Source organism: Pseudomonas sp. CFBP13528, from assembly GCF_005233615.1.
GTDB classification, from domain to species: domain Bacteria; phylum Pseudomonadota; class Gammaproteobacteria; order Pseudomonadales; family Pseudomonadaceae; genus Aquipseudomonas; species Aquipseudomonas fluorescens_AM.
Window position 1 is genome coordinate 79,900 of sequence record NZ_QGAJ01000005.1, and the last position, 19,847, is coordinate 99,746.

Consider the following 19,847-nt stretch of genomic DNA (forward strand, 5'->3'; position numbering starts at 1 on the left):
AAGTCGGTGAGGTTCAGCCGGCGACGCGTTGCCGCGCCGCGCCACTGCGCCAACGGGCCAGGTGGGCCTCGGCATAGCGCCGCATACAGCGCAGCACGATGCTTTCGTGCTGCACGAGAAAGAAGTGATGCCCATCGAACATGTCGAGGGAAAAGCCGCTGGCGGCCTCGAGCTGCCAGTCGAGCAATTGGTCGGCGCGTACGCTGTCCTGCTTGCCGCCAAAGACATGGATCGGCACACCCAGCGGCTCGCGTTCGCCATAAGTAAAGCTGCCGCACAGCAGGAAATCGGCGCGCAGGATCGGCAGCATCAACTGCATCAATTCGGGATTGGCCAAGACGGCGTCGCAGGTGCCCTGCAGCTCGCGCAAGCGGGCGATCAGTTGGGCGTCGGTTTTTTCGATGGCGTATTCGCTGACATCGCGCCGCGCCGGGCCGGCGGTGCCGGAGACGAACAACGCCAGTGGCGCCGCCACGTTGCGCGCGTTCAGTGCATGCGCCAGCTCGAACGCCAGCAGGCCGCCGAGGCTGTGGCCGAACAACGCATAAGGGCCGTTCAGGTCGCGGCTGATTTCAATCGCGAGTTGGGCAGCCAGGGCCTTGATATCGCGCTGCAGCGGTTCACCCATGCGCATGCCCCGCCCCGGCAGTTCCAGCGGGCAGACCTGCAACCAGTCCGGCAACACGCGGCGCCAACGTGCGTAGACCGAGGCGCTGGCGCCTGAATGGGGCAGGCAGAACAGACGCAGCGGCGTTGGCGTACTCATCACCCGAGGACTCCAAGCTGAAACACGCTGTGTGCACGATAAAAACCCATTTCGCCCTCCTGCGGGTGCTGATCCCTGGCCGTTTGCTAACGGACCTGTCACCCAGAAGAACGGACGGCCCCGGCAAATAATTAGTCGCCGCAGCCAAGCGAGACGCGGTTCACACCTTACCCAAAGGCATAAGATTAGTTCGCCTTCTCATTTGACAATCATTATCATTCAGCATAATTTGTTGCCCGATGTGTAGGAGGCCTCAGCAAGGAAGCCCTCCCCCAACCTCTTTGCAACAAGGTGATTTCCATGACGGAACAAGTATCCACAGGCAGGTGCGACTCACCACTTCTCCAGGCATTCGTCGACAATCGACTGATCCTGGTGAAGATCGCGGCGCGTATTACCGGCTGTCGTTCCCGTGCCGAGGATGTGGTGCAGGACGCCTACTTTCGGCTGCAATCGGCACCGACCATCACCTCCTCGTTCAAGGCTCAACTGAGTTATCTGTTCCAGATCGTGCGCAACCTGGCGATCGATCACTACCGCAAGCAGGCCCTGGAACTCAAATACTCCGGGACCGAAGAGGAAGGCTTGAATGTGGTTATCCACGGCGCTTCACCGGAAACCTCCCACATCAATTTCAACACCCTGGAAAACATCGCCGACGCCCTGACCGAGCTACCGCAGCGCACCCGCTACGCCTTCGAGATGTACCGCCTGCACGGCGTGCCGCAGAAAGACATCGCCAAGGAACTCGGGGTCTCGCCAACACTGGTGAACTTCATGATTCGCGATGCGTTGGTGCACTGCCGCAAAGTGTCGGGCAGCCACAGCGATACGTTTGCGCGGCGGATTTAAAATAGCGCAGGTCTCATGTGGGTTATGTGTTTGCAGGTCAAGGATCAGCAGCGCCGCGCGTTGATGGTGCGCGGAACCGACGCCCCTCTCGTTACATGCCAGGTCCAGATAGCAGTAGTGCAGCATCGCCGCCAACCGCGCATCGAAGCGCCGAAGCACTTCGTCTGTTGGCGCAGTGCTGGTCGGGTGTTCAAGGCGTGGTCAGGTCGCGCTCAGGCTTTGGCGTCTGGATTGCAGATGGACTGGCAGAGTATTCGCTAAACCGCAATTAGGAAGTTACTGTCTCGTAAAGGCGAACCTTCCGACATTAATCGCCGATAAGAAATCTTTACTCTCCGGGCTTTCGTGCCCAGGAGTAGAAGGAATGACTTCCAGCGTTTTGTTCGACCACCGTCGCCACACGCTCACCGTTAGCAACGTTGACGCAGCGCTCGACGTCCTGACCTTCAAAGGCACAGAAGGCCTCAGTCAGCTGTTCAATTATGTTGTGGAATTCAACGCCGCCGACGGCGACCTCCCTGCTGAAAAAATGCTGGGCCAAAACGCCAGTTTCAGCTTGCATGCCGCGCCGCAAAAGTTGCCTTTCCTGGGGCTTCCCGTACCTGCGGTAAAACCACTGCGCACCCTGCACGGTGTGCTCACCGGTTTTAAACGGTTGTCCGGCTCCGTTGATCAAGCCCGCTACGAAATCACCCTGGAGCCGCACTTGGCTCTACTCGGCCGAGGCAAGCAATTTCGCATCTACCAGCACCAGTCGGTGCCGGAAATCGTCGAACGCATTTTGCGTAGTCACCACGGCTTCGAGGGCCAGGACTTTCTGTTCGACTTGAAGCGCGACTACCCCAGACGCGAGCAAGTCATGCAATACGGCGAAAGCGACCTGGCGTTTATCACCCGGCTGCTGGCCGACGTCGGTATCTGGTATCGCTTCACCAGTGACGAGCGCCTGAGTATAGATGTGGTCGAGTTTTGCGACGATCAACGCCTGTACCAATTCGACGTCGAGTTGCCTTTTCGACCGCAATCCGGGTTGAGCAGCAGCACGCAGGACGGCGTGTGGCAATTGCAATCCCAGCACCAGGTAGTCGAGCAGCAGGTCCATATCCGCGCCTACCACCACCGCGACGCCAGTGCTCACCTGGAGGGGGAGATTGATCAAACCCGAGGCGCAACGACGACCTACGGCGAGGCCTACCTCTACGCCGAGCCCTACCGCGTACTGGGCGACGCCCTGGCCCGGGACGAAGACCTGCAAAGTGAAAGTGGCTACTTCTACGCCCGCTTGCGCCACGAGCGTTACCTCAACGGCCAGACCCAGCTCAGCGGCATCAGCAGCAGCGCCACACTGTCTCCTGGGCAGGTACTCAAAATCTCCGGCGGCGCCCCACAGGCTTTCGCTGCGGGTGCGGTCATTACCCAACTGACCAGCCACGCCGCCCGCGACCGAAGTTTCGAAGTGACCTTTGAAGCCATTCCCTATTCGCAAACCGTGTGCTTTCGCCCAGCGCTGCAAAACAAACCGCAAATCGCCGGTACCGTGCCAGCCCGCCTCACCAGCCCGCAGGCGCATGACCCCTACGGTCACATCGACCTCGAAGGGCGCTACAAGGTCAATTTCCTGTTCGACCGCGACACCTGGAAACCCGGCGAAGAAAGCGTGTGGCTACGACTGGCCCGCCCCTACGCCGGGGACACACACGGCCTGCACCTGCCGCTGATTCCCGGCACCGAAGTGGCCATCGCCTTCGAACAGGGCGACCCCGACCGGCCCTACATCGCCCATGCGCTGCACGACAGTCACCGCGTGGACCACGTGACGTTACGCAACTACAAACGCAACGTGCTGCGTACTCCAGCCAATAACAAAATGCGCATGGATGACACGCGGGGGCAGGAGCACGTCAAGCTCAGCACCGAGCACAGCGGTAAGAGCCAGTTGAATCTGGGGCATATCGTCGATAGCCAGCGCCAGGCGCGAGGCCAGGGTGCGGAGTTGCGCACCGATGGGCATGCTGCCATCCGCGCGGGCAGCGGCGTCTTCATCACTGCTGACGTGCAGCCCAACGCTCAGGGGCAGATGCTTGAAATGGCTGCCGCTCTGGGCCGGTTACAGCGGGCCGGTGATCAGTTGCAAGGGTTGTCGGCTGATGCCCAGGCCGCCAACGCAGACCCAGCGGATGTGCAAGCGCAACTGAAAATGATGCGAGACCAGCTCGATCAACTCAAAGCCTCGGTCATCGTGCTCAGCGCTCCCCAAGGCGTTGCTGTAACCAGCGGCCAGCACCTGCAATTGGCCGCTCAAAATAACCTGATGATCAACGCCGGGGCCGAGGCGGATATCAGTGTGGTCAAGCGCCTGTTCATCGGCGTGGGGCAAGGCGTCAACCTGTTTGTACGCAAGTTGGGCATCAAGCTGATCGCCAATCAGGGCCCGGTAGTCATCCAGGCACAGAACGACACACTGCAACTGATGGCGCGCCATGGCCTGGAGATCACCAGCACCGAAGACGAAATACGCATCGTCGCGAAGAAGAAAATCACTCTGAATGCCGGTGGCAGCTACATCACCCTCGATCAGAACTGCATCGAGTCTGGAACCCAGGGGGACTACAACGTCAAGTCAGCGCACTTCGAATTCAGCGGCCCAGCGAGCCTCACAGCCTCGCATCCCGAGTATCCACAAAGCCTGTCCAAACAGAGGTTGCAGTTCAGCGTGCCGCAAGCCCCCAACGCATCCAATCAAGGCTGGGCAGGCATGCCCTATACGCTCTACGCCGACGGTGCAGTGCTCAAGAGAGGCGTATTGGACGAGACCGGGCAAGTGTCAATCGACCACGAGGTGGTGACTCAGCAGTACCGATTGGAATTGGCCAACGGCGTGAGCTACCAGATACCGGTGCCCAGCGATTATCGCAATGCCGAGCAAGCACACCTGGCCAATAGCGGCATGCACAACCACCGCTCACAAGCCGACACCGAGGTGAGCCAGCCCACATCCCACACGGATCACCGGGCTCTTTACGCCGCCGTGATGAGCCCAATCAGTGAGCAGGAAGGGAAAACCTCATGACTGAACCCGACATCGTTACTCCCGTCGCCTTGCAACACACCCATCAGGTGACCTGCACTTCGCCCTGGTACGTGCAGAACACCGAATACCCTCCCGCGATGGCCACCTATCAACCGCTGATCAACGGTGAAGAAGCCTTCAAGGCCGTGCACTTGGCTATCGCGAAAGCCACTAAAACCATCGATATCATCTGTTGGGGCTTCCAGCCGTCGATGTACTTTATTCGTGACGGCAAGAGCCCGAGCATTGGTGAACTGCTCATGGCCAAAGCCCGGGAAGGGGTCGAGGTCCGGGTGCTGGGTTGGGAAGCGCCGTTTAATAGCGCCGGGGTTGGGGGCGAAGCCAACCTGCCTGGCAAAGGCCCGTATCGCATCGAGAATCGGGCGTTACAACCCTCCACCGATGACCAATACGCCAAGGATCGACAGTGGTTTTCCCGATGTGCGTTCGCCGATCACCTGGCGCCTGCGATGCGAGCGGCGCGCAACATACCGGTGTTCGTCGGTCGCGGTTTCAGCGTGTATGAACGGGCTGAAATTGCCTATCAGGTCAAATACAAAAGCCTCGACCCGCAGCTCAGCCACAGTACATTAGGTGCGTTGGCCATCGCCGCAACCCACCATCAGAAGACAGTCCTGGTCGACTATGAACAGACGGACAGCGCCGTCGGCTTTGTCATGGGCCACAACATGCTTGACGAGTACTGGGACACTGACGCCCATACGGCGCTGAACCGTTGCGAGGGTAACAAACCAGCCCCCAATGGTGGTCCCCGTGGCGATACCCCACGTCAGGATATTTCGAGTCAAGTCAGCGGGCCGATTCTGGAACACCTGCACCATAACTTCGCCACCGCGTGGCGAAAGGAAACCGGTGAGGATCTGCTCGCATCGCGCAACGCAATGACGGTGGGCCCCCAACTGCAATGCACGCCCGGCGTTACCCGCCAATTGGCGCAAATCCTGCGCACGCAGCCACAACACGCCAAGTACGATATCGAGCAGGTCTACCTGAAGGCGGTCAACAACGCGACCCAATTTATCTATATCGAGAACCAGTACTTTCGCTGGCCACCGTTGGCCGAGGCCATCAAAAAAGCCGCCGCCGACCAGACCCGCGCAGGTCGCGATCCGGGCTTACATGGCAACTTGCACCTGTTTGTGATCACCAATGCCAGCCCAGATGGCGTAGGCCCAGGTTCCTTGAACACCCAGCGCATGCTCGAAAGCCTGGGGCGCGGCGATACCATTCCTGAAATCACCAAGTTGCAGCGCATTCAACAGGCTAAAGCCCAAGCAGACGCGCAGGCGCCGACCTTGGCAGAACTCCTCGAACAAAGGGCCTTGATTACATTGACCCTCCTGACCGACGCACTGGGGGGCGACGAGATGAGCGATAAAGCCCGGGAAGCCCAACAGGATGCCGCCAGACACAATCGTTATCGGCAGGCCGTGCTCAACGACCAGATCAAGGCGATCGAGACAAGCACGCTAGCCCCTGAGCCGCGCCCGGGGCTGAAAATTCACGTGTGCTCGCTGGTCGCACCTGATTCGCCTGCGGGGAAGCCGTGGATGCCGGTGTACGTCCATTCCAAGTTGATGATCGTCAACGACGTGTTCACCACCCACGGCTCGGCCAACATCAACACCCGCAGCATGCAGGTGGATAGCGAGCTGAATATTGCGCATGAGTGGATGAGTGTGACCCAGGCGTTGCGGCGGCGATTGTGGAATCTGCATACGGATAGGAAGGGCGCGCAGGATGATCCTGAGGAGGCGTTCGATGCTTGGCAGCAGATCATCAATAGCAACAAAGATAGCCAATCGCAAAAGTTGACGCCCGACGCACCGCTCGTCGAGTTTTATTACGGCGAAAAGACCGTGAAGGACCTCGACTGATGCGTCGATTCCTATTGCTGATAAGTCTGCTGCTGGCCGCCTGCGATAACGGCAGCGCCCCTACTCACCCGACTCAGGACACCTCCTTGAACCCGCTGACCGAGATCAAAGCCAAGCTGGCCTTCACCTGCGTACACGAGCAGATCCCTGCGCCGTCCGCCGAGACCGATGAGCTGTTCCAGTACGCCCGTTGGTTGCAGAAGAACAACCTGCTCAAGCAGGACAAAGGCGTCGACGCCGAGATAGAACGGCTGTACCGGATTGCGGCCGAAAATGGCCACTTCAAGGCCAATATCAACCTGCAGAACGGCACCCTGCGCGGCCACTTCACGCTCCGTGGTGAGGATCACCTGCGCCTGAGCCAGCAACTGATCGACGCAAACGTGGCGACGGGGTACTACTTTATCGGCCTCTTCCTGAAGAGCGGTTCGGCGGGGTTGAAGCAGGATACGGCCATGTCGTTACGTTACTTTCGTAAGGCGGCTGATCAGGGCAGCGCCCTAGCTCAGTACGAGGTGGGGGACATACTGGCGCCGATTGACATTGCGCCGGACGTTGCTCGGCAGATGCGCCGCTGTGCGGCTGAGCAGGGACATGGTAAGGCTGCTCGGGCACTTGGGGTCGATCTATCGACAGATGGCCATTATCAAGAAGCACTTGAGGCATTCCAATTGGGAGTGGAGGCAGGTGATGACAGCTCTGCTGGCTGGTTGGAAGAAGGTTTCCGTGGCCCTCCTGTCACCGATGAACTGTACTACCTCGCCCAACAGGAAGACCTTGAACGCGCTGAGCGCTATAAAACAATCTGGCGTGTGCTTGCGAGATACTCCTACGCCGACCCCAAAGTCCCCGAAATCAACGAAATCCTCCCCTTGCCCCCGGCCAAGCTCCCCGCCTGGGACGGCAAGCTCCAATGGCTGGAAGCACGCCTGGCCAATGTCCCGCCACCAAATCCCAGCGAAGCGCTGATCCAGCAGTTGGCCAACGCCAAGCGCCTTGAGCCAGCGAGCGGCCGAGCCACACCCGACTCCCCGGCATTCATCAAGGCCAGCTACCCCGCGCCGACCTGCTCCAGCGGCCAGGCCTGTCCGCAGACAGGCTACTGGCAGGCAGCCCGCCTGAGTCGCGATCCATACTCGAGGTTTAACGAGGGTGTCATCCGCCGTTTTGAGAAGAACGACATCATGCCCACCCTGCGTGTCCAGAATCGTAAACCTCGCTTTTTGCTCCCCGACATAATCACGATCAATGAGGAAGGCATCGAATGGCAGCTGTTGGGATAGGGCATGAAAGGCATCATTCGCATTGGAGCCAAAACGAGCGCAGGCCGCGTCGAGGTTTACGGCGAAAAGACGTTGAAGGACCTCGAGCGATGCGACGATTTCTACTGCTGACAAGCCTGCTGCTGGCCGCCTGCGATAACCGCAGCGCCCCCACTCACCCGCCCCAGAACACTTCCTTGAACCCGCTGACCGAGATCAAAGCCAAGCTGGCCTTTACCTGTGTTCATGAGCAGATCCCCGCGCCGCCCGCCGAGGCCGATGAGCTGTTCCAGTACGCCCGTTGGTTGCAGAAGAACAACCTGCTCAAGCAGGACAAAAGCGTCGACGCCGAGATCGAGCGTCTGTACCGGATTGCGGCCGAAAATGGCCACTTCAAGGCCAATATCAACCTGCAAAACGGCACCCTGCGCGGCCACTTCACGCTCCGTGGTGAGGATCACCTGCGCCTGAGCCAGCAACTGATCGACGCAAAGGTGGCGACGGGGTACTACTTTATCGGCATCTTCCTGAAGAGCGGTTCGGCGGGGTTGAAGCAGGATACGGCCATGTCGTTACGTTACTTTCGTAAGGCGGCTGATCAGGGCAGTGCTCAAGCACAGTACGATGTGGGGGACATCCTGGCGCCAATCGACATTGCACCGGGCGTTGCCCGGCAGATGCGCCGCTGTGCGGCCGAGCAGGGACATGGTAAGGCTGCTCGGGCACTTGGGGTCGATCTATCGACAGATGGCCATTATCAAGAAGCACTTGAGGCATTCCAATTGGGAGTGGAGGCAGGTGATGACAGCTCTGCTGGCTGGTTGGAAGAAGGTTTCCGTGGCCCTCCTGTCACCGATGAACTGTACTACCTCGCCCAACAGGAAGACCTTGAACGCGCTGAGCGCTATAAAACAATCTGGCGTGTGCTTGCGAGATACTCCTACGCCGACCCCAAAGTCCCCGAAATCAACGAAATCCTCCCCTTGCCCCCGGCCAAGCTCCCCGCCTGGGACGGTAAGCTGCAATGGCTGGAAGCCCGCCTGGCCAATGTCCCGCCACCAAAGCCCAGCGAAGCGCTGATCCAGCATTGAGGCATTCCAACTGGAAGTGGCTGCGGGAGATGAAACCTCTGCCGGTCAGTTAAGCGTACACCGCCGTCTGTAGGAGCGAGCTTGCTCGCGAAAAACGTCAACGATAACGCGTGCTTCCTGAACGAACGCGGCGCCTGTGAGTTTTTCGCGAGCAAGCTCGCTCCTACAAAAGCCTTGGCTGACTGGCATTAGGGCTTGCCCGCGAAGACGTCGTCCCAGCAAACATTGATGTTGGTTGACCCACCGCCATCGGGGGCAAGCCCCCTCCCACATTTGGATCGGGGCCGTCACAAGATACCGGTCGGCTCCAAGGCCGCCATCGGGGAGCAAGCCCCCTCCCACACTTGATCGGCGGCGCGCTCAGGGCAGCGGCGTTATATCAATCCGATACGGCGCGAAAATCCTGAGCATCTGACCGTTATCACGCAAGCGCTTGAGCAGCTCGGCAAATACCGGCCCGCTGATCGGTGCCTTGGGCCGCAGCAGCGCGTAATGGTGATAGACCTGATCAATGCGCTCCGACACCAGGAACTTGTCCGCCAGGTCAGCGTTACGCACCATGAAATCACTCAGGTACGAACGGGTGACCAAGGCAATATCGGCACGTCCCCGGGCGACCATCAGCAAGTTGCTGTCATGGGAATACGTCAAGGTGGCGTTGAAGTGCTCGGCCAGGTACTTGGGGTCGGGGTTGAAGTGCGCGAAGGCGTAGTGGTAACCGCTGAACACCGCCAGGCGCTTGCCGGCCAGGTCGGTGAAAAAACGCTGGTCGCGACCGGGCTCACGCACGGCGACGAAGATTTCAGCGTCTTCCAGCCCCATATCGACGCTGGTATGCGCAACGTTCGTCCAACCCCAGGAGGGGTTTTCAAAGATCGCCATGTCGACCCGGCCTTGCTCGAAATCGCGAAAACGCCTGGGGATCGAGGTGGGCACCAGCACGAACTGGTAGTCGCTTTGCACGGCGTTCAACGCTTCGACCAATTGCGGCAGCAACCCGGTATCGGCGCCTTGCTCAGGGCGTACGGTATACGGCGGAAAATGCGCCGCGCCGACCCTCACCAACTGCGCGGCGCCGGCTTGCGTCCACCCTGCGGTACCCAGCGCCCATAATGTAAGTCCTGCAGCCAGCCGCCATGGCGAAAACATCTAGGCACACACCGTTGAATTCTATGATGGCGATAAGCTAGGCGTTTTTCCCGGGAGAGACAACGGTTGCCGGTAAATTGATAGCTTGCGCCTCAATCCGCCTTGAGCACCATCAGCAGGGCTTCTTCGGCCAGTTCTTCGAGTGTCAGGCTGCCCTGTGTACGGAACCAGGTGGTGGTCCAGGACAACGCACCGGTCAGGAAACGCCGGGTGATAAACACGTCGCCCCTGATATAACCGGCAGCCTTGGCTTCGCCCAGTACCTGCAACCAGATGTCCTCGTACACATCGCGCAAGGCCAGTACCTGGGCCTGACCTTCGGCAGACAACGAACGCCATTCGTACACCAGCACCGCCATCGCCTCACCGCTGCCGCCCATGATCGACTGCAATTCGCAGCGGATCAGCGCCCGCACGCGCTCGCGCACCGTGCCCGCCTGCTCCAGCGCTGCGCGCATCATCGCGGTGTTGTAGAGAATGGTTTCTTCCATCACCGCGCGCAGGATCTCGTCCTTGCTCTTGAAGTGATGAAAGATGCTGCCCGACTGGATACCCACCGCGCCGGCCAGGTCGCGCACGGTGGTGCGCTCAAAGCCCTTGTTGCGAAACAGGTGAGCCGCGGTTTGCAGCAACTTGCCCCGGGCACTCTCGGGGTCGGTCAATTGGCCACCGTCGACCATGGTGCGCATCACCCGCAGGGCTTGGTGGTCATCCATGCTGCTTTCCCTTATGTCTACTATCGTCTTGGCGGGCAATTTAGGCCGTGGCCGGCACCCAAGCAAGCGCTTGGGTAAAACTTGTGTGCAGGGTTTGCAAACCAAGCGCTTGCTTGGTAGCCTCGCAACCAGCCATTCGAGGAAGGATTTCTCATGAGCAAGACGGTTCGTATCGGCTGCGCCAGCGCCTTCTGGGGCGACACCTGCACCGCCGCCGCCCAACTGGTGCACGGCGGCGCATTGGATTACCTGGTGTTCGACTACCTGGCGGAAGTGACCCTGTCGATCCTCGCCGGCGCCCGCCTGAAAGACCCCAAGGCCGGCTACGCCACGGACTTTGTCGAGGTGCTCACGCCGTTGCTGGCCGATATCCAGCGCCAGGGTATCCGTGTGATCAGCAATGCCGGCGGCATCAACCCCCAGGCCTGCGCGGCGGCTCTGCAAGCGGCCTGCGATAACGCCCAGGTGCCCCTGAAGATCGCGGTCCTGCTCGGCGATGACCTGCACGCGCAGCTCAAACACCTGCCCGAGGTCACCGACATGTTCACCGGCGCCCCGCTGCCTGCGGCGTGCGTGTCCGCCAATGCCTACCTCGGCGCGCCGGGCATCAGCACGGCGCTTGAGCTCGGCGCCGATATTGTCATCACTGGCCGCGTGGTCGACAGCGCAGTGGTCAGCGCGGCGCTGGTGCATGAGTTCGGCTGGTCGTGGCACGACTATGACCACCTCGCCCAAGCCGCCCTGGCCGGGCATATCATCGAATGCGGCGCGCAGTGCACCGGCGGCAATTTCACCGATTGGCGCGATGTGCCGGACTATGAGCACATCGGCTTCCCCATCGTCGAAGTCAGCGCCGACGGTCAGTTCACGGTGAACAAGGTCGAGGGCAGCGGCGGGCTGATCAGCGAACTCAGTGTGGCCGAACAACTGCTGTATGAGATCGGTGACCCGCGCGCCTACCGCCTGCCTGATGTGATCTGCGATTTCAGCCAGGTCAAGGTGCAGCAACAAGGCAAACAGTGCGTGCGCGTGCACGGCGCCAGGGGCGTGCCGCCGACCGATCAATACAAGGTCAGCGCCACTTACCTCGACGGTTTCCGCTGCACCGCCAGTTGCCTGCTGGCCGGCATCGATGCGGTGGCCAAGGCCGACCGGGTCAGCCAGGCCATCATCAACAAGACCTCGGAACTGTTCAGCCAACGCGGCTGGGCGCCCTACACCGAGGTGAATATCGAACTGCTCGGCAGCGAAGCCACTTATGGTGGCCGCGCCCAGCGCCAGGATTGTCGGGAGGTGGTGATCAAATGGGCGGTGCGCCACCCGAGCAGGCAGGCGCTGACCCTGTTCGCCCGCGAAATCGCCCAGGCTGCCACCGGCATGGCGCCGGGGTTGGCCGGGATCGTCGGCGGCAGGCCCACGGTGTATCCACTGATCCGGTTGTTTTCGTTTCTGATCGACAAGCCCAAGTGCGCCGTGACCCTCGACTACCAAGGCCGGCGCCACGCCGTGCAGTTGCCCGCCGCACGCCCGCCGCTCACCCCTGCCGCGCCCATCGAGCCGCCCAAACCCCAGGGCCGCGCCGACGCCAGCGTACCCTTGGTGAAACTCGCGGTGGCGCGCTCCGGCGACAAGGGCAATCACAGCAATATCGGCGTGATTGCCCGCGATCCCGAGTACCTGCCGTGGATCGCCGAAGTGCTCACGCCTGAAGTGATTGTCGATTGGATGAGCCATGTGCTCGACCCGGTGTATGGCCGCGTCGAACGTTGGTATTTGCCCGGCACCCACAGCCTGAACTTCGTGCTGGAAAACGCCCTCGGCGGCGGCGGCATTGCCAGCCTGCGCATCGACCCCCAGGGCAAGGCGTTTGCCCAGCAACTGCTGGAAATCCCCATCGCCGTGCCGCAACACATCGCAGATTCCCTCACTTAAAGGACCGTCGCCGTGGCCTTCGACTCGATCTTCAAAGCCGACCTGTTCCAGGGGCAAAGCGTGATTGTTACCGGTGGCGGCAGCGGGATTGGCCGCTGCACCGCCCATGAGCTGGCAGCGCTGGGGGCGCGCGTCATCCTGGTGGGGCGCAAGCCGGACAAACTGCACACGGTGGCGACGGAAATCGCCGAAGACGGTGGCGTCGCCCACTGGCATGCCTGTGACGTTCGCGATGAAGACGCCGTGAAGCGGCTGGTCGCGCAGATCATCGACGACCACGGCCCGATCCACGGCCTGGTGAATAACGCCGGCGGCCAGTACCCCTCGCCACTGGCCTCGATCAATCAAAAAGGCTTTGAAACCGTGCTGCGCACCAACCTGGTCGGCGGTTTCCTGATGGCGCGGGAAGTGTTCAACCAGTCCATGAGCAGCCACGGCGGCGCCATCGTCAACATGCTCGCCGACATGTGGGGCGGCATGCCCGGCATGGGCCACTCGGGCGCGGCGCGTTCGGGGATGGACAACTTCACCAAGACCGCAGCGTTTGAATGGGGTTATGCCGGGGTGCGCGTCAACGCGGTAGCGCCCGGCTGGATCGCCTCCAGCGGCATGGACACCTACGACGGCGCGTTCAAGGCCGTGATCCCCACCCTGCGCGAGCACGTGCCGCTCAAGCGGATCGGCACCGAGTCGGAAGTCAGTGCGGCCATCGTGTTTCTGCTGAGCCCCGCCGCCGCCTTTATCAGCGGCAGCACGCTGCGCATCGACGGCGCCGCCAGCCTGGGCAGCCGTGCCTGGCCGCTGCACAAGGCGCAGGCGCCAAGCGAAGGCTTCAATGGTTTCCACCGCGCCTATCTGCCCGATGTGCTCAAGGCGGAGCACTAGCGCATGCCGGTCATCGAGAGTCTGATAGACGCCCACAGCCCGCAGTTCGCGCAAAACCGCGAAGCCATGCTGCACAGCCTCCAGCACGTGCGCCAACTGGAACACGACCTGCTCCTCAAGGCCGCGCAGGCCCGCCCCAGGTTCGACAAACGTGGCCAGTTGCTGCCGCGCGAACGCCTTGATCTGCTGCTCGACCCCGGCGCACCGTTCCTGGAACTGGCCAGCCTGGCCGGCTATAAACTCCATGACGACAAGGACGGCAGCGCCGCCGGTGGCGGGTTGATCGCCGGCATCGGTTACGTCAGCGGCGTGCGCATGCTGGTGGTGGCCAACAACAGCGCGATCAAGGGCGGGACCATTTCCCCCACCGGCCTGAAAAAATCCCTGCGCCTGCAACAGATCGCCATGGACAACAAACTGCCGGTGGTGACCCTCGCCGAAAGCGGCGGCGCCAACCTCAATTACGCCGCCGAGATTTTCGTCGAAGGCGCGCGCAGCTTTGCCAACCAGGCGCGCATGTCAGCCATGGGCTTGCCGCAGATCACCGTGGTGCACGGCTCGGCCACCGCCGGCGGTGCGTATCAGCCGGGGCTGTCGGATTACGTGGTGGTGGTGCGCGGCAAGGCCAAGCTGTTCCTCGCTGGGCCGCCGCTGCTCAAGGCGGCGACTGGCGAAGTGGCCACCGATGAAGAACTGGGCGGCGCCCAGATGCACGCGCAAGTCGCCGGCACCGCCGAATACCTGGCGCAAGATGACGCCGATGGCGTGCGTATCGTGCGCGAGATCGTCAGCCTGCTGCCCTGGAATGACCGGCTGCCGCCGACGCCCCAGCGGGTCTACAGCGAGCCGCTGTATCGCGCTGAAGAGCTGTTGGGGCTGATCCCGGATGATCCGAAAAAGCCCTACGACGTGCGCGACATTCTTGCGCGCCTGGCCGACGCCTCGCGCTTTCTTGAATTCAAGGGCGAGTTCGATGCGCACACCGTCTGCGGCCACCTGCATATCCATGGCCATGCCGTCGGCGTGATCGGCAATAACGGCCCGATCACGCCCAAAGGCGCGAGCAAGGCCGCGCAGTTTATCCAGCTGTGCGACCAGAGCCGCACGCCGCTGCTGTTCCTGCACAACACCACCGGTTTCATGGTCGGCACCGAGTCCGAGCAGCAAGGCGTGATCAAGCACGGCGCGAAGATGATCCAGGCGGTGGCCAATGCCCGCGTGCCCAAGCTCACGATTGTGGTCGGCGGCTCCTATGGTGCCGGGAACTACGCGATGTGCGGCCGTGGCCTGGACCCGCGTTTCATCTTCGCCTGGCCCAACAGCCGCACGGCGGTGATGGGCGGCGCGCAGGCGGGCAAGGTGCTGCGCATCATCACCGAGGCCCGGCAGTTGAAAGACGGCCTGGTGCCCGATCCCAAGGCGCTGGACCTGCTTGAGCAGGTCACCGCGCAGAAACTCGACAGCCAGTCCACCGCACTATATGGCAGCGCCAATCTGTGGGATGACGGGCTGATCGACCCGCGGGAGACCCGCACGCTCCTGGGTTTGCTGCTGGATATTTGCCATGAGGCTGAAATACGCCAGTTGCAGCCAAACAGCTTTGGCGTGGCGCGCTTCTAATCAGGAGAACAATAAAAATGATCTTCACCCAGGAACACCAGGAATTGCGCCGCACCGTCCACGCCTTCGTCGACCGCGAAATCAACCCGTTCGTGGACGCCTGGGAAAAAGCCGGGCGCTTCCCCATCCACGACATCTTCCGCAAGGCCGGCGACCTCGGCCTGCTGGGCATTTCCAAACCGCAGCAGTTCGGCGGCATGGGCCTGGACTACAGCTACTCGATTGTCGCCGCCGAAGCGTTCGGCAGCATCCGCTGCGGCGGCATCCCCATGTCCATCGGCGTACAGACCGATATGTGCACCCCGGCCCTCGCCCGCTTCGGCTCGGACGAGCTACGCGACGAATTCCTGCGCCCGGCCATCAGCGGCGAGCAGGTCGGTTGCATCGGCGTGTCGGAAACCGGCGCCGGTTCCGACGTGGCCGGGCTCAAGACCCATGCACGCAAGGACGGCGCCGACTACGTGATCAACGGCAGCAAAATGTGGATCACCAACTCGCCCAGTGCCGACTTTATCTGCCTGCTGGCCAACACTTGCGACGACAAACCGCACGTCAACAAGTCGCTGATCATGGTGCCCATGAACACCCCTGGCATCAGCGTCAGCCCGCCCCTGGAAAAGCTCGGCATGCACAGCTCCGAGACCGCCCAGGTGTTCTTTGACGACGTGCGCGTGCCGCAGCGCAACCGCATCGGCCAGGAAGGCGCGGGCTTCATGATGCAGATGCTGCAGTTCCAGGAAGAACGCCTGTTCGGCGCGGCCAATATGCTCAAAGGCCTGGAGTACTGCATCGACAGCACCATCGACTACTGCAGGGAACGCCACACCTTTGGCAAGGCCCTGATCGATAACCAGGTGATCCACTTTCGCCTGGCTGAACTGGCGACCGAAATCGAATGCCTGCGCGCGCTGGTCTACCAGGCCACCGAGCAGTACATCAACGGCCAGGACGTGACGCGCCTGGCCTCCATGGCCAAGCTCAAGGCCGGCCGCCTGGGCCGCGAGGTCAGCGACAGCTGCCTGCAATATTGGGGCGGTATGGGCTTCATGTGGGACAACCCGGTGGCCCGCGCTTATCGCGACGTGCGCCTGGTGTCGATCGGCGGCGGTGCCGATGAAATCATGCTGGGCATCCTCTGCAAACTGATGGGCACCCTGCCCGGGAAAAAGTCATGAATACCCTGTTGCTGGAACCCCATAACGGTGTGCTGCACATCACGCTCAACCGCCCTGAATGTCGCAATGCGATGAGCCTGGAGATGGTCAATGAGCTGCGCCAGGCCATGGCCCGATTGGGCAGCGAGATACGCGTCGTGGTGTTCAGCGGTGCGGGCGGGCACTTTTGCGCGGGGGCCGACGTAAAGGACCTGGCAAGCGCGGGCGATCAGTTGCAGGCGTTGAACCGGGCGTTCGGCACCTTGCTGCAGGAAGTCGAGGCGTTGCCGCAGGTGGTGGTTGCAGTACTGCAAGGCGCGGTGCTGGGCGGTGGATTTGGCTTGGCGTGTGTCAGCGATATTGCGCTGGCCGACGCTAAGGCACAGTTCGGCTTGCCTGAGACCCGCCTGGGCTTGCTGCCGGCGCAGATTGCGCCGTTTGTGGTCAAGCGCATCGGTTTGACCCAGGCCCGGCGCCTGGCGCTGACGGCGGCGCGGTTTGATGGGGTTGAAGCGGGACGGTTGGGGGTGGTGCATTTTGTCGAGCACGATGCGCAGGCGCTGGCCGAGCGCCTGGATGACGTGTTGGGGCAAGTGCTGCAGTGCGCGCCGGGGGCGAATGGACGGACAAAAGCCTTGTTGCTGGCGAGCGTGGATGAACCGCTTGAGGCCGTGCTGGACCGTGGCGCGCACTGGTTTGCCGAGGCGCTGATGAGCGAGGAAGGGATTGAGGGGACGCAGGCGTTTGTGCACAAGCGTAAGCCTCGGTGGTGCAAATGACGTCATCGGGGCAAGCCCCCTCCCACAGGGGAATGCATTCCAATGTGGGAGGGAGCTTGCCCCCGATGAGGCCGGACCAGACACCCATCAGCAAGGGATAAACCAATGCCCGCCTTCACAAAAATCCTGATCGCCAACCGCGGCGAAATCGCCTGCCGCATCCAACGCACCGCCCAGGCATTGGGCTACCGCACCGTCGCCGTGTACAGCGACGCCGACACCCACGCCCTGCACGTGCGCATGGCCGACGAGGCCGTGAACATCGGCCCCGCCCCCGTACAACAGTCCTACCTGAACATAGCCGCCCTCCTCGACGCCGCCCAACGCACCGGCGCCGACGCCATCCACCCCGGCTACGGTTTCCTCTCGGAAAATTCCGAGTTCGCCAGGGCCTGCCTGAACGCCGGGATCACCTTCATCGGCCCCAGCCCCGACGCCATCGAACTGATGGGCAGCAAGCGCCTGTCCAAACTCGCCATGCTCCAGGCCGGCGTTCCCTGCATCGCCGGTTACCAGGGCAGCGCCCAGGACGACGCGACCCTGCACACCGAAGCCAACCGCATCGGCTACCCCCTGATGATCAAGGCCAGCGCCGGTGGCGGCGGGCGTGGCATGCGCCTGGTGCAGCACTCGGACCACGTGCTGGAGCAACTGCGCACGGCGCGCTCCGAAGCGCTGAACGCCTTCGGCAGCGACGAACTGATCCTCGAACAGGCGCTGATCGATCCACGCCACGTTGAAATCCAACTGTTCGGCGACAGCCACGGCCACCTGATTTATCTGGGCGAACGCGATTGCTCCCTCCAGCGGCGCCATCAAAAAGTCATCGAAGAAGCGCCCTGCCCGGTCATGACCCCGGCACTGCGCCAGGCCATGGGCGACGCCGCACTCAAGGCGGGCCGCGCGGTGAACTACGTCGGCGCCGGTACGGTGGAATTCCTGCTCGACGGCAACGGCCGGTTTTACTTCCTGGAAATGAACACCCGCCTGCAAGTCGAGCACCCGGTCACCGAGCTGATCACGGGGCTTGACCTGGTCGACTGGCAGCTGCAAATCGCCGCCGGCCAGCCCCTGCCGCTGACACAGGCTGAGGTGACGCTCAGCGGTCACGCCATGGAAGTGCGCCTGTACGCCGAAGACCCGACCCAGGGCTTCCTGCCCCAAACCGGTGACCTGATGCGCTGGGAACCTGCCCCAGGCGTGCGCATAGACCATGGATTGAGCGAAGGCGAAACCATCGGCCCGTTCTACGACCCGATGCTGGGCAAGATCATCGCGCACGGCGCAAGCCGCGAAGAGGCGCGGCGCAAATTGCTGCGGGCGGTGGAAGATACAGTGTTACTCGGCGTCACCACCAATCAGCGACTGTTGGCTGATGTGCTCAAGCATCCGAGTTTCATCGCGGGCGCTTTCAGCACCGCATTTATCCCGGAACATTTCGGCGACATACCGCCGTGGGTGCCGTCAAAGGAACAGCTCACCCTGGCCGCCACGCTGTTTTACCGACACAGCGCCGACCAGCATCGCCAGGGCGTGGCAGGCTGGCGCAACAGCGCACATGTCCCGTGCACCTATGACCTTGAGGTCAATGGCCAAATCCACAAGGTGCGCGCAGAGGCACTGCCACTCAGCATCGACGGCCGCTGGGCCATCCTGGTGCTCGATGGCATCCGCCGGCGTATCGCCTACTGCCTTGACGATACCCAACTGTGGTTACCCGGCATGAAAGTGACGAACCGCACCCACGAGGTCGCCAACCGCCAGGTCGATGCCGGCAGCGGCACGGTCAAGGCGCCGATGGATGGCGCTGTCGTCGACATACAGGTCAGCGTCGGCGACATCGTCACCAAAGGCCAGCTCTTGCTGGTGCTCGAAGCGATGAAAATGGAACACCCGCTGAAGGCCGGCATCGACGGCGTTGTCAAGGGCGTGCAGGTGGTGACCGGCGATCAAGTGCGCAATCGTCAGGTTCTGCTGGAGATTGAATAAGCCCCTGGGCGGAACTACATGGCCCGGCTACGCTCTATCCCCATCAGGACAGGAACAGTACGGGAACCTGCGCATGCCTCATTGGCTGATTATTGACCTTGAAGCCACAACGGATGACGGCGGCTGGCCCGTGACGGAGATGGAAGTCATCGAAATCGGCGCGAGCCTGGTCAACCGCCAGGGCCGCGAGCTGGATCACTTCCAGCGCTTCGTGCGACCGCTGCGGCGGCCACTGCTGACGCCCTTTTGCCGCCAATTGACCCATATTACCCAGGCCAACATCGACGCGGCAGCGCCCATCACCGAAGTGTGGCCGCTGTTCGAACGCTGGCTGGGCCAGCATCAGCCGCGTCTGGAAGGCTGGGCCAGCTGGGGCGATTACGATCGCGTGCAGCTTGAACTGGAATGGCAACGCCATGGCCTGGCCAGTGCGCTCGGCCAGACGCCCCATGTCAACCTCAAGCAGCGTTTCGCCAAGGCCCGGCGCCTGGACAAGCCCCTGGGGCTCAATGGCGCGCTGCAATTGGCGGGGATGCAGTTCGCTGGCCAACAGCATCGGGCCCTGGAAGATGCACGCAACACGGCACGCCTGCTGCCGTTGATTTTGCCGGTCTAGGCAGCCCTGAAACGCTTGGGCATACTGATCAACCTTTTTGCCTGATGCTGCCCACCTGCAGGAGCGAG

At 61.9% G+C, this 19,847-nt stretch carries 14 protein-coding genes and 1 pseudogene; 12 read left to right on the forward strand and 3 right to left on the reverse strand.

Annotated features, from left to right (window positions below):
* Nucleotides 1–13: 13 nt before the first annotated feature.
* Entirely contained in the window at nt 14–766 is a 753-nt protein-coding gene (locus PspCFBP13528_RS12200) for an alpha/beta fold hydrolase (protein WP_065951086.1), read from the reverse strand.
* A 300-nt stretch (nt 767–1,066) separates the two neighbouring features.
* Here PspCFBP13528_RS12200 and PspCFBP13528_RS12205 point away from each other — a divergent pair, with 300 nt between their 5' ends.
* From PspCFBP13528_RS12205 to PspCFBP13528_RS12225, 5 genes and pseudogenes are all read left to right on the forward strand, one after another.
* Entirely contained in the window at nt 1,067–1,618 is a 552-nt protein-coding gene (locus PspCFBP13528_RS12205) for an RNA polymerase factor sigma-70 (protein WP_065951085.1), read from the forward strand.
* A 364-nt stretch (nt 1,619–1,982) separates the two neighbouring features.
* Complete coding sequence (vgrG, locus tag PspCFBP13528_RS12210) at nt 1,983–4,688, forward strand: type VI secretion system tip protein VgrG (protein ID WP_137200308.1); 2,706 nt, start codon at nt 1,983–1,985, stop codon at nt 4,686–4,688.
* On the forward strand, nt 4,685–6,586 hold the full coding sequence (locus PspCFBP13528_RS12215) for a phospholipase (RefSeq protein WP_137200309.1): 1,902 nt from the start codon (nt 4,685–4,687) through the stop codon (nt 6,584–6,586). Before vgrG ends, PspCFBP13528_RS12215 begins: the two co-directional genes overlap by 4 nt.
* A complete protein-coding gene (locus tag PspCFBP13528_RS12220; RefSeq protein WP_137200310.1) occupies nt 6,586–7,869 on the forward strand; it encodes a DUF6396 domain-containing protein in 1,284 nt (427 codons plus the stop codon). Before PspCFBP13528_RS12215 ends, PspCFBP13528_RS12220 begins: the two co-directional genes overlap by 1 nt.
* Before the next feature lie 89 nt (nt 7,870–7,958).
* Nucleotides 7,959–8,930, forward strand: a pseudogene (locus tag PspCFBP13528_RS12225) (DUF6396 domain-containing protein); the annotation flags it as partial.
* A gap of 369 nt (nt 8,931–9,299) precedes the next feature.
* Here the strand turns inward: PspCFBP13528_RS12225 and PspCFBP13528_RS12235 are convergent.
* Both PspCFBP13528_RS12235 and PspCFBP13528_RS12240 read right to left on the reverse strand, forming a co-directional pair.
* The gene (locus PspCFBP13528_RS12235) at nt 9,300–10,088 is read right to left on the reverse strand and encodes a transporter substrate-binding domain-containing protein (RefSeq protein WP_065949904.1); all 789 of its coding nucleotides are present in this window, start codon (nt 10,086–10,088) and stop codon (nt 9,300–9,302) included.
* A gap of 92 nt (nt 10,089–10,180) precedes the next feature.
* Entirely contained in the window at nt 10,181–10,804 is a 624-nt protein-coding gene (locus tag PspCFBP13528_RS12240; protein WP_137200311.1) for a TetR/AcrR family transcriptional regulator, read from the reverse strand.
* A 153-nt stretch (nt 10,805–10,957) separates the two neighbouring features.
* Between PspCFBP13528_RS12240 and PspCFBP13528_RS12245 the strand changes: the two genes are divergently transcribed.
* The 7 genes from PspCFBP13528_RS12245 to PspCFBP13528_RS12275 all read left to right on the forward strand — a co-directional run bounded on the left by PspCFBP13528_RS12245 (nt 10,958) and on the right by PspCFBP13528_RS12275 (nt 19,779).
* Nucleotides 10,958–12,736 carry an acyclic terpene utilization AtuA family protein gene (locus tag PspCFBP13528_RS12245; protein WP_137200312.1) on the forward strand — a complete coding sequence of 593 codons (1,779 nt, stop codon included), beginning with the start codon at nt 10,958–10,960 and terminating at the stop codon, nt 12,734–12,736.
* A gap of 12 nt (nt 12,737–12,748) precedes the next feature.
* Nucleotides 12,749–13,621, forward strand: a complete 873-nt coding sequence (locus tag PspCFBP13528_RS12250) for an SDR family oxidoreductase (RefSeq protein WP_137200313.1) — start codon at nt 12,749–12,751, stop codon at nt 13,619–13,621.
* Between the two features lie 3 nt (nt 13,622–13,624).
* Nucleotides 13,625–15,241 carry an acyl-CoA carboxylase subunit beta gene (locus PspCFBP13528_RS12255; protein WP_137200314.1) on the forward strand — a complete coding sequence of 539 codons (1,617 nt, stop codon included), beginning with the start codon at nt 13,625–13,627 and terminating at the stop codon, nt 15,239–15,241.
* 17 nt (nt 15,242–15,258) lie between these two features.
* The gene (atuD, locus tag PspCFBP13528_RS12260; protein WP_101218522.1) at nt 15,259–16,416 is read left to right on the forward strand and encodes a citronellyl-CoA dehydrogenase; all 1,158 of its coding nucleotides are present in this window, start codon (nt 15,259–15,261) and stop codon (nt 16,414–16,416) included.
* Complete coding sequence (locus PspCFBP13528_RS12265; RefSeq protein WP_065949898.1) at nt 16,413–17,174, forward strand: enoyl-CoA hydratase-related protein; 762 nt, start codon at nt 16,413–16,415, stop codon at nt 17,172–17,174. The genes atuD and PspCFBP13528_RS12265 overlap by 4 nt, the downstream gene beginning before the upstream one ends.
* Before the next feature lie 105 nt (nt 17,175–17,279).
* The gene (locus PspCFBP13528_RS12270) at nt 17,280–19,163 is read left to right on the forward strand and encodes an acetyl/propionyl/methylcrotonyl-CoA carboxylase subunit alpha (protein ID WP_137200315.1); all 1,884 of its coding nucleotides are present in this window, start codon (nt 17,280–17,282) and stop codon (nt 19,161–19,163) included.
* 73 nt (nt 19,164–19,236) lie between these two features.
* Nucleotides 19,237–19,779: an exonuclease domain-containing protein gene (locus PspCFBP13528_RS12275; protein ID WP_065949896.1), complete on the forward strand. Its 543-nt coding sequence runs from the start codon at nt 19,237–19,239 to the stop codon at nt 19,777–19,779.
* The last annotated feature ends 68 nt before the right edge of the window (nt 19,780–19,847 follow it).

Excerpts from the sequence above, each read along its gene's own strand:
- PspCFBP13528_RS12215 (WP_137200309.1), top strand. The coding sequence starts at position 4,685 with ATGACTGAACCCGACATCGTTACTCCCGTCGCCTTGCAACACACCCAT.
- PspCFBP13528_RS12265 (WP_065949898.1), top strand. The coding sequence starts at position 16,413 with ATGAATACCCTGTTGCTGGAACCCCATAACGGTGTGCTGCACATCACG.
- PspCFBP13528_RS12235 (WP_065949904.1), bottom strand. The coding sequence starts at position 10,088 with ATGTTTTCGCCATGGCGGCTGGCTGCAGGACTTACATTATGGGCGCTG.
- PspCFBP13528_RS12220 (WP_137200310.1), top strand. The coding sequence starts at position 6,586 with ATGCGTCGATTCCTATTGCTGATAAGTCTGCTGCTGGCCGCCTGCGAT.
- PspCFBP13528_RS12270 (WP_137200315.1), top strand. The coding sequence starts at position 17,280 with ATGCCCGCCTTCACAAAAATCCTGATCGCCAACCGCGGCGAAATCGCC.
- PspCFBP13528_RS12240 (WP_137200311.1), bottom strand. The coding sequence starts at position 10,804 with ATGGATGACCACCAAGCCCTGCGGGTGATGCGCACCATGGTCGACGGT.
- PspCFBP13528_RS12245 (WP_137200312.1), top strand. The coding sequence starts at position 10,958 with ATGAGCAAGACGGTTCGTATCGGCTGCGCCAGCGCCTTCTGGGGCGAC.
- vgrG (WP_137200308.1), top strand. The coding sequence starts at position 1,983 with ATGACTTCCAGCGTTTTGTTCGACCACCGTCGCCACACGCTCACCGTT.
- PspCFBP13528_RS12200 (WP_065951086.1), bottom strand. The coding sequence starts at position 766 with ATGAGTACGCCAACGCCGCTGCGTCTGTTCTGCCTGCCCCATTCAGGC.
- PspCFBP13528_RS12275 (WP_065949896.1), top strand. The coding sequence starts at position 19,237 with ATGCCTCATTGGCTGATTATTGACCTTGAAGCCACAACGGATGACGGC.
- PspCFBP13528_RS12205 (WP_065951085.1), top strand. The coding sequence starts at position 1,067 with ATGACGGAACAAGTATCCACAGGCAGGTGCGACTCACCACTTCTCCAG.
- PspCFBP13528_RS12255 (WP_137200314.1), top strand. The coding sequence starts at position 13,625 with ATGCCGGTCATCGAGAGTCTGATAGACGCCCACAGCCCGCAGTTCGCG.
- atuD (WP_101218522.1), top strand. The coding sequence starts at position 15,259 with ATGATCTTCACCCAGGAACACCAGGAATTGCGCCGCACCGTCCACGCC.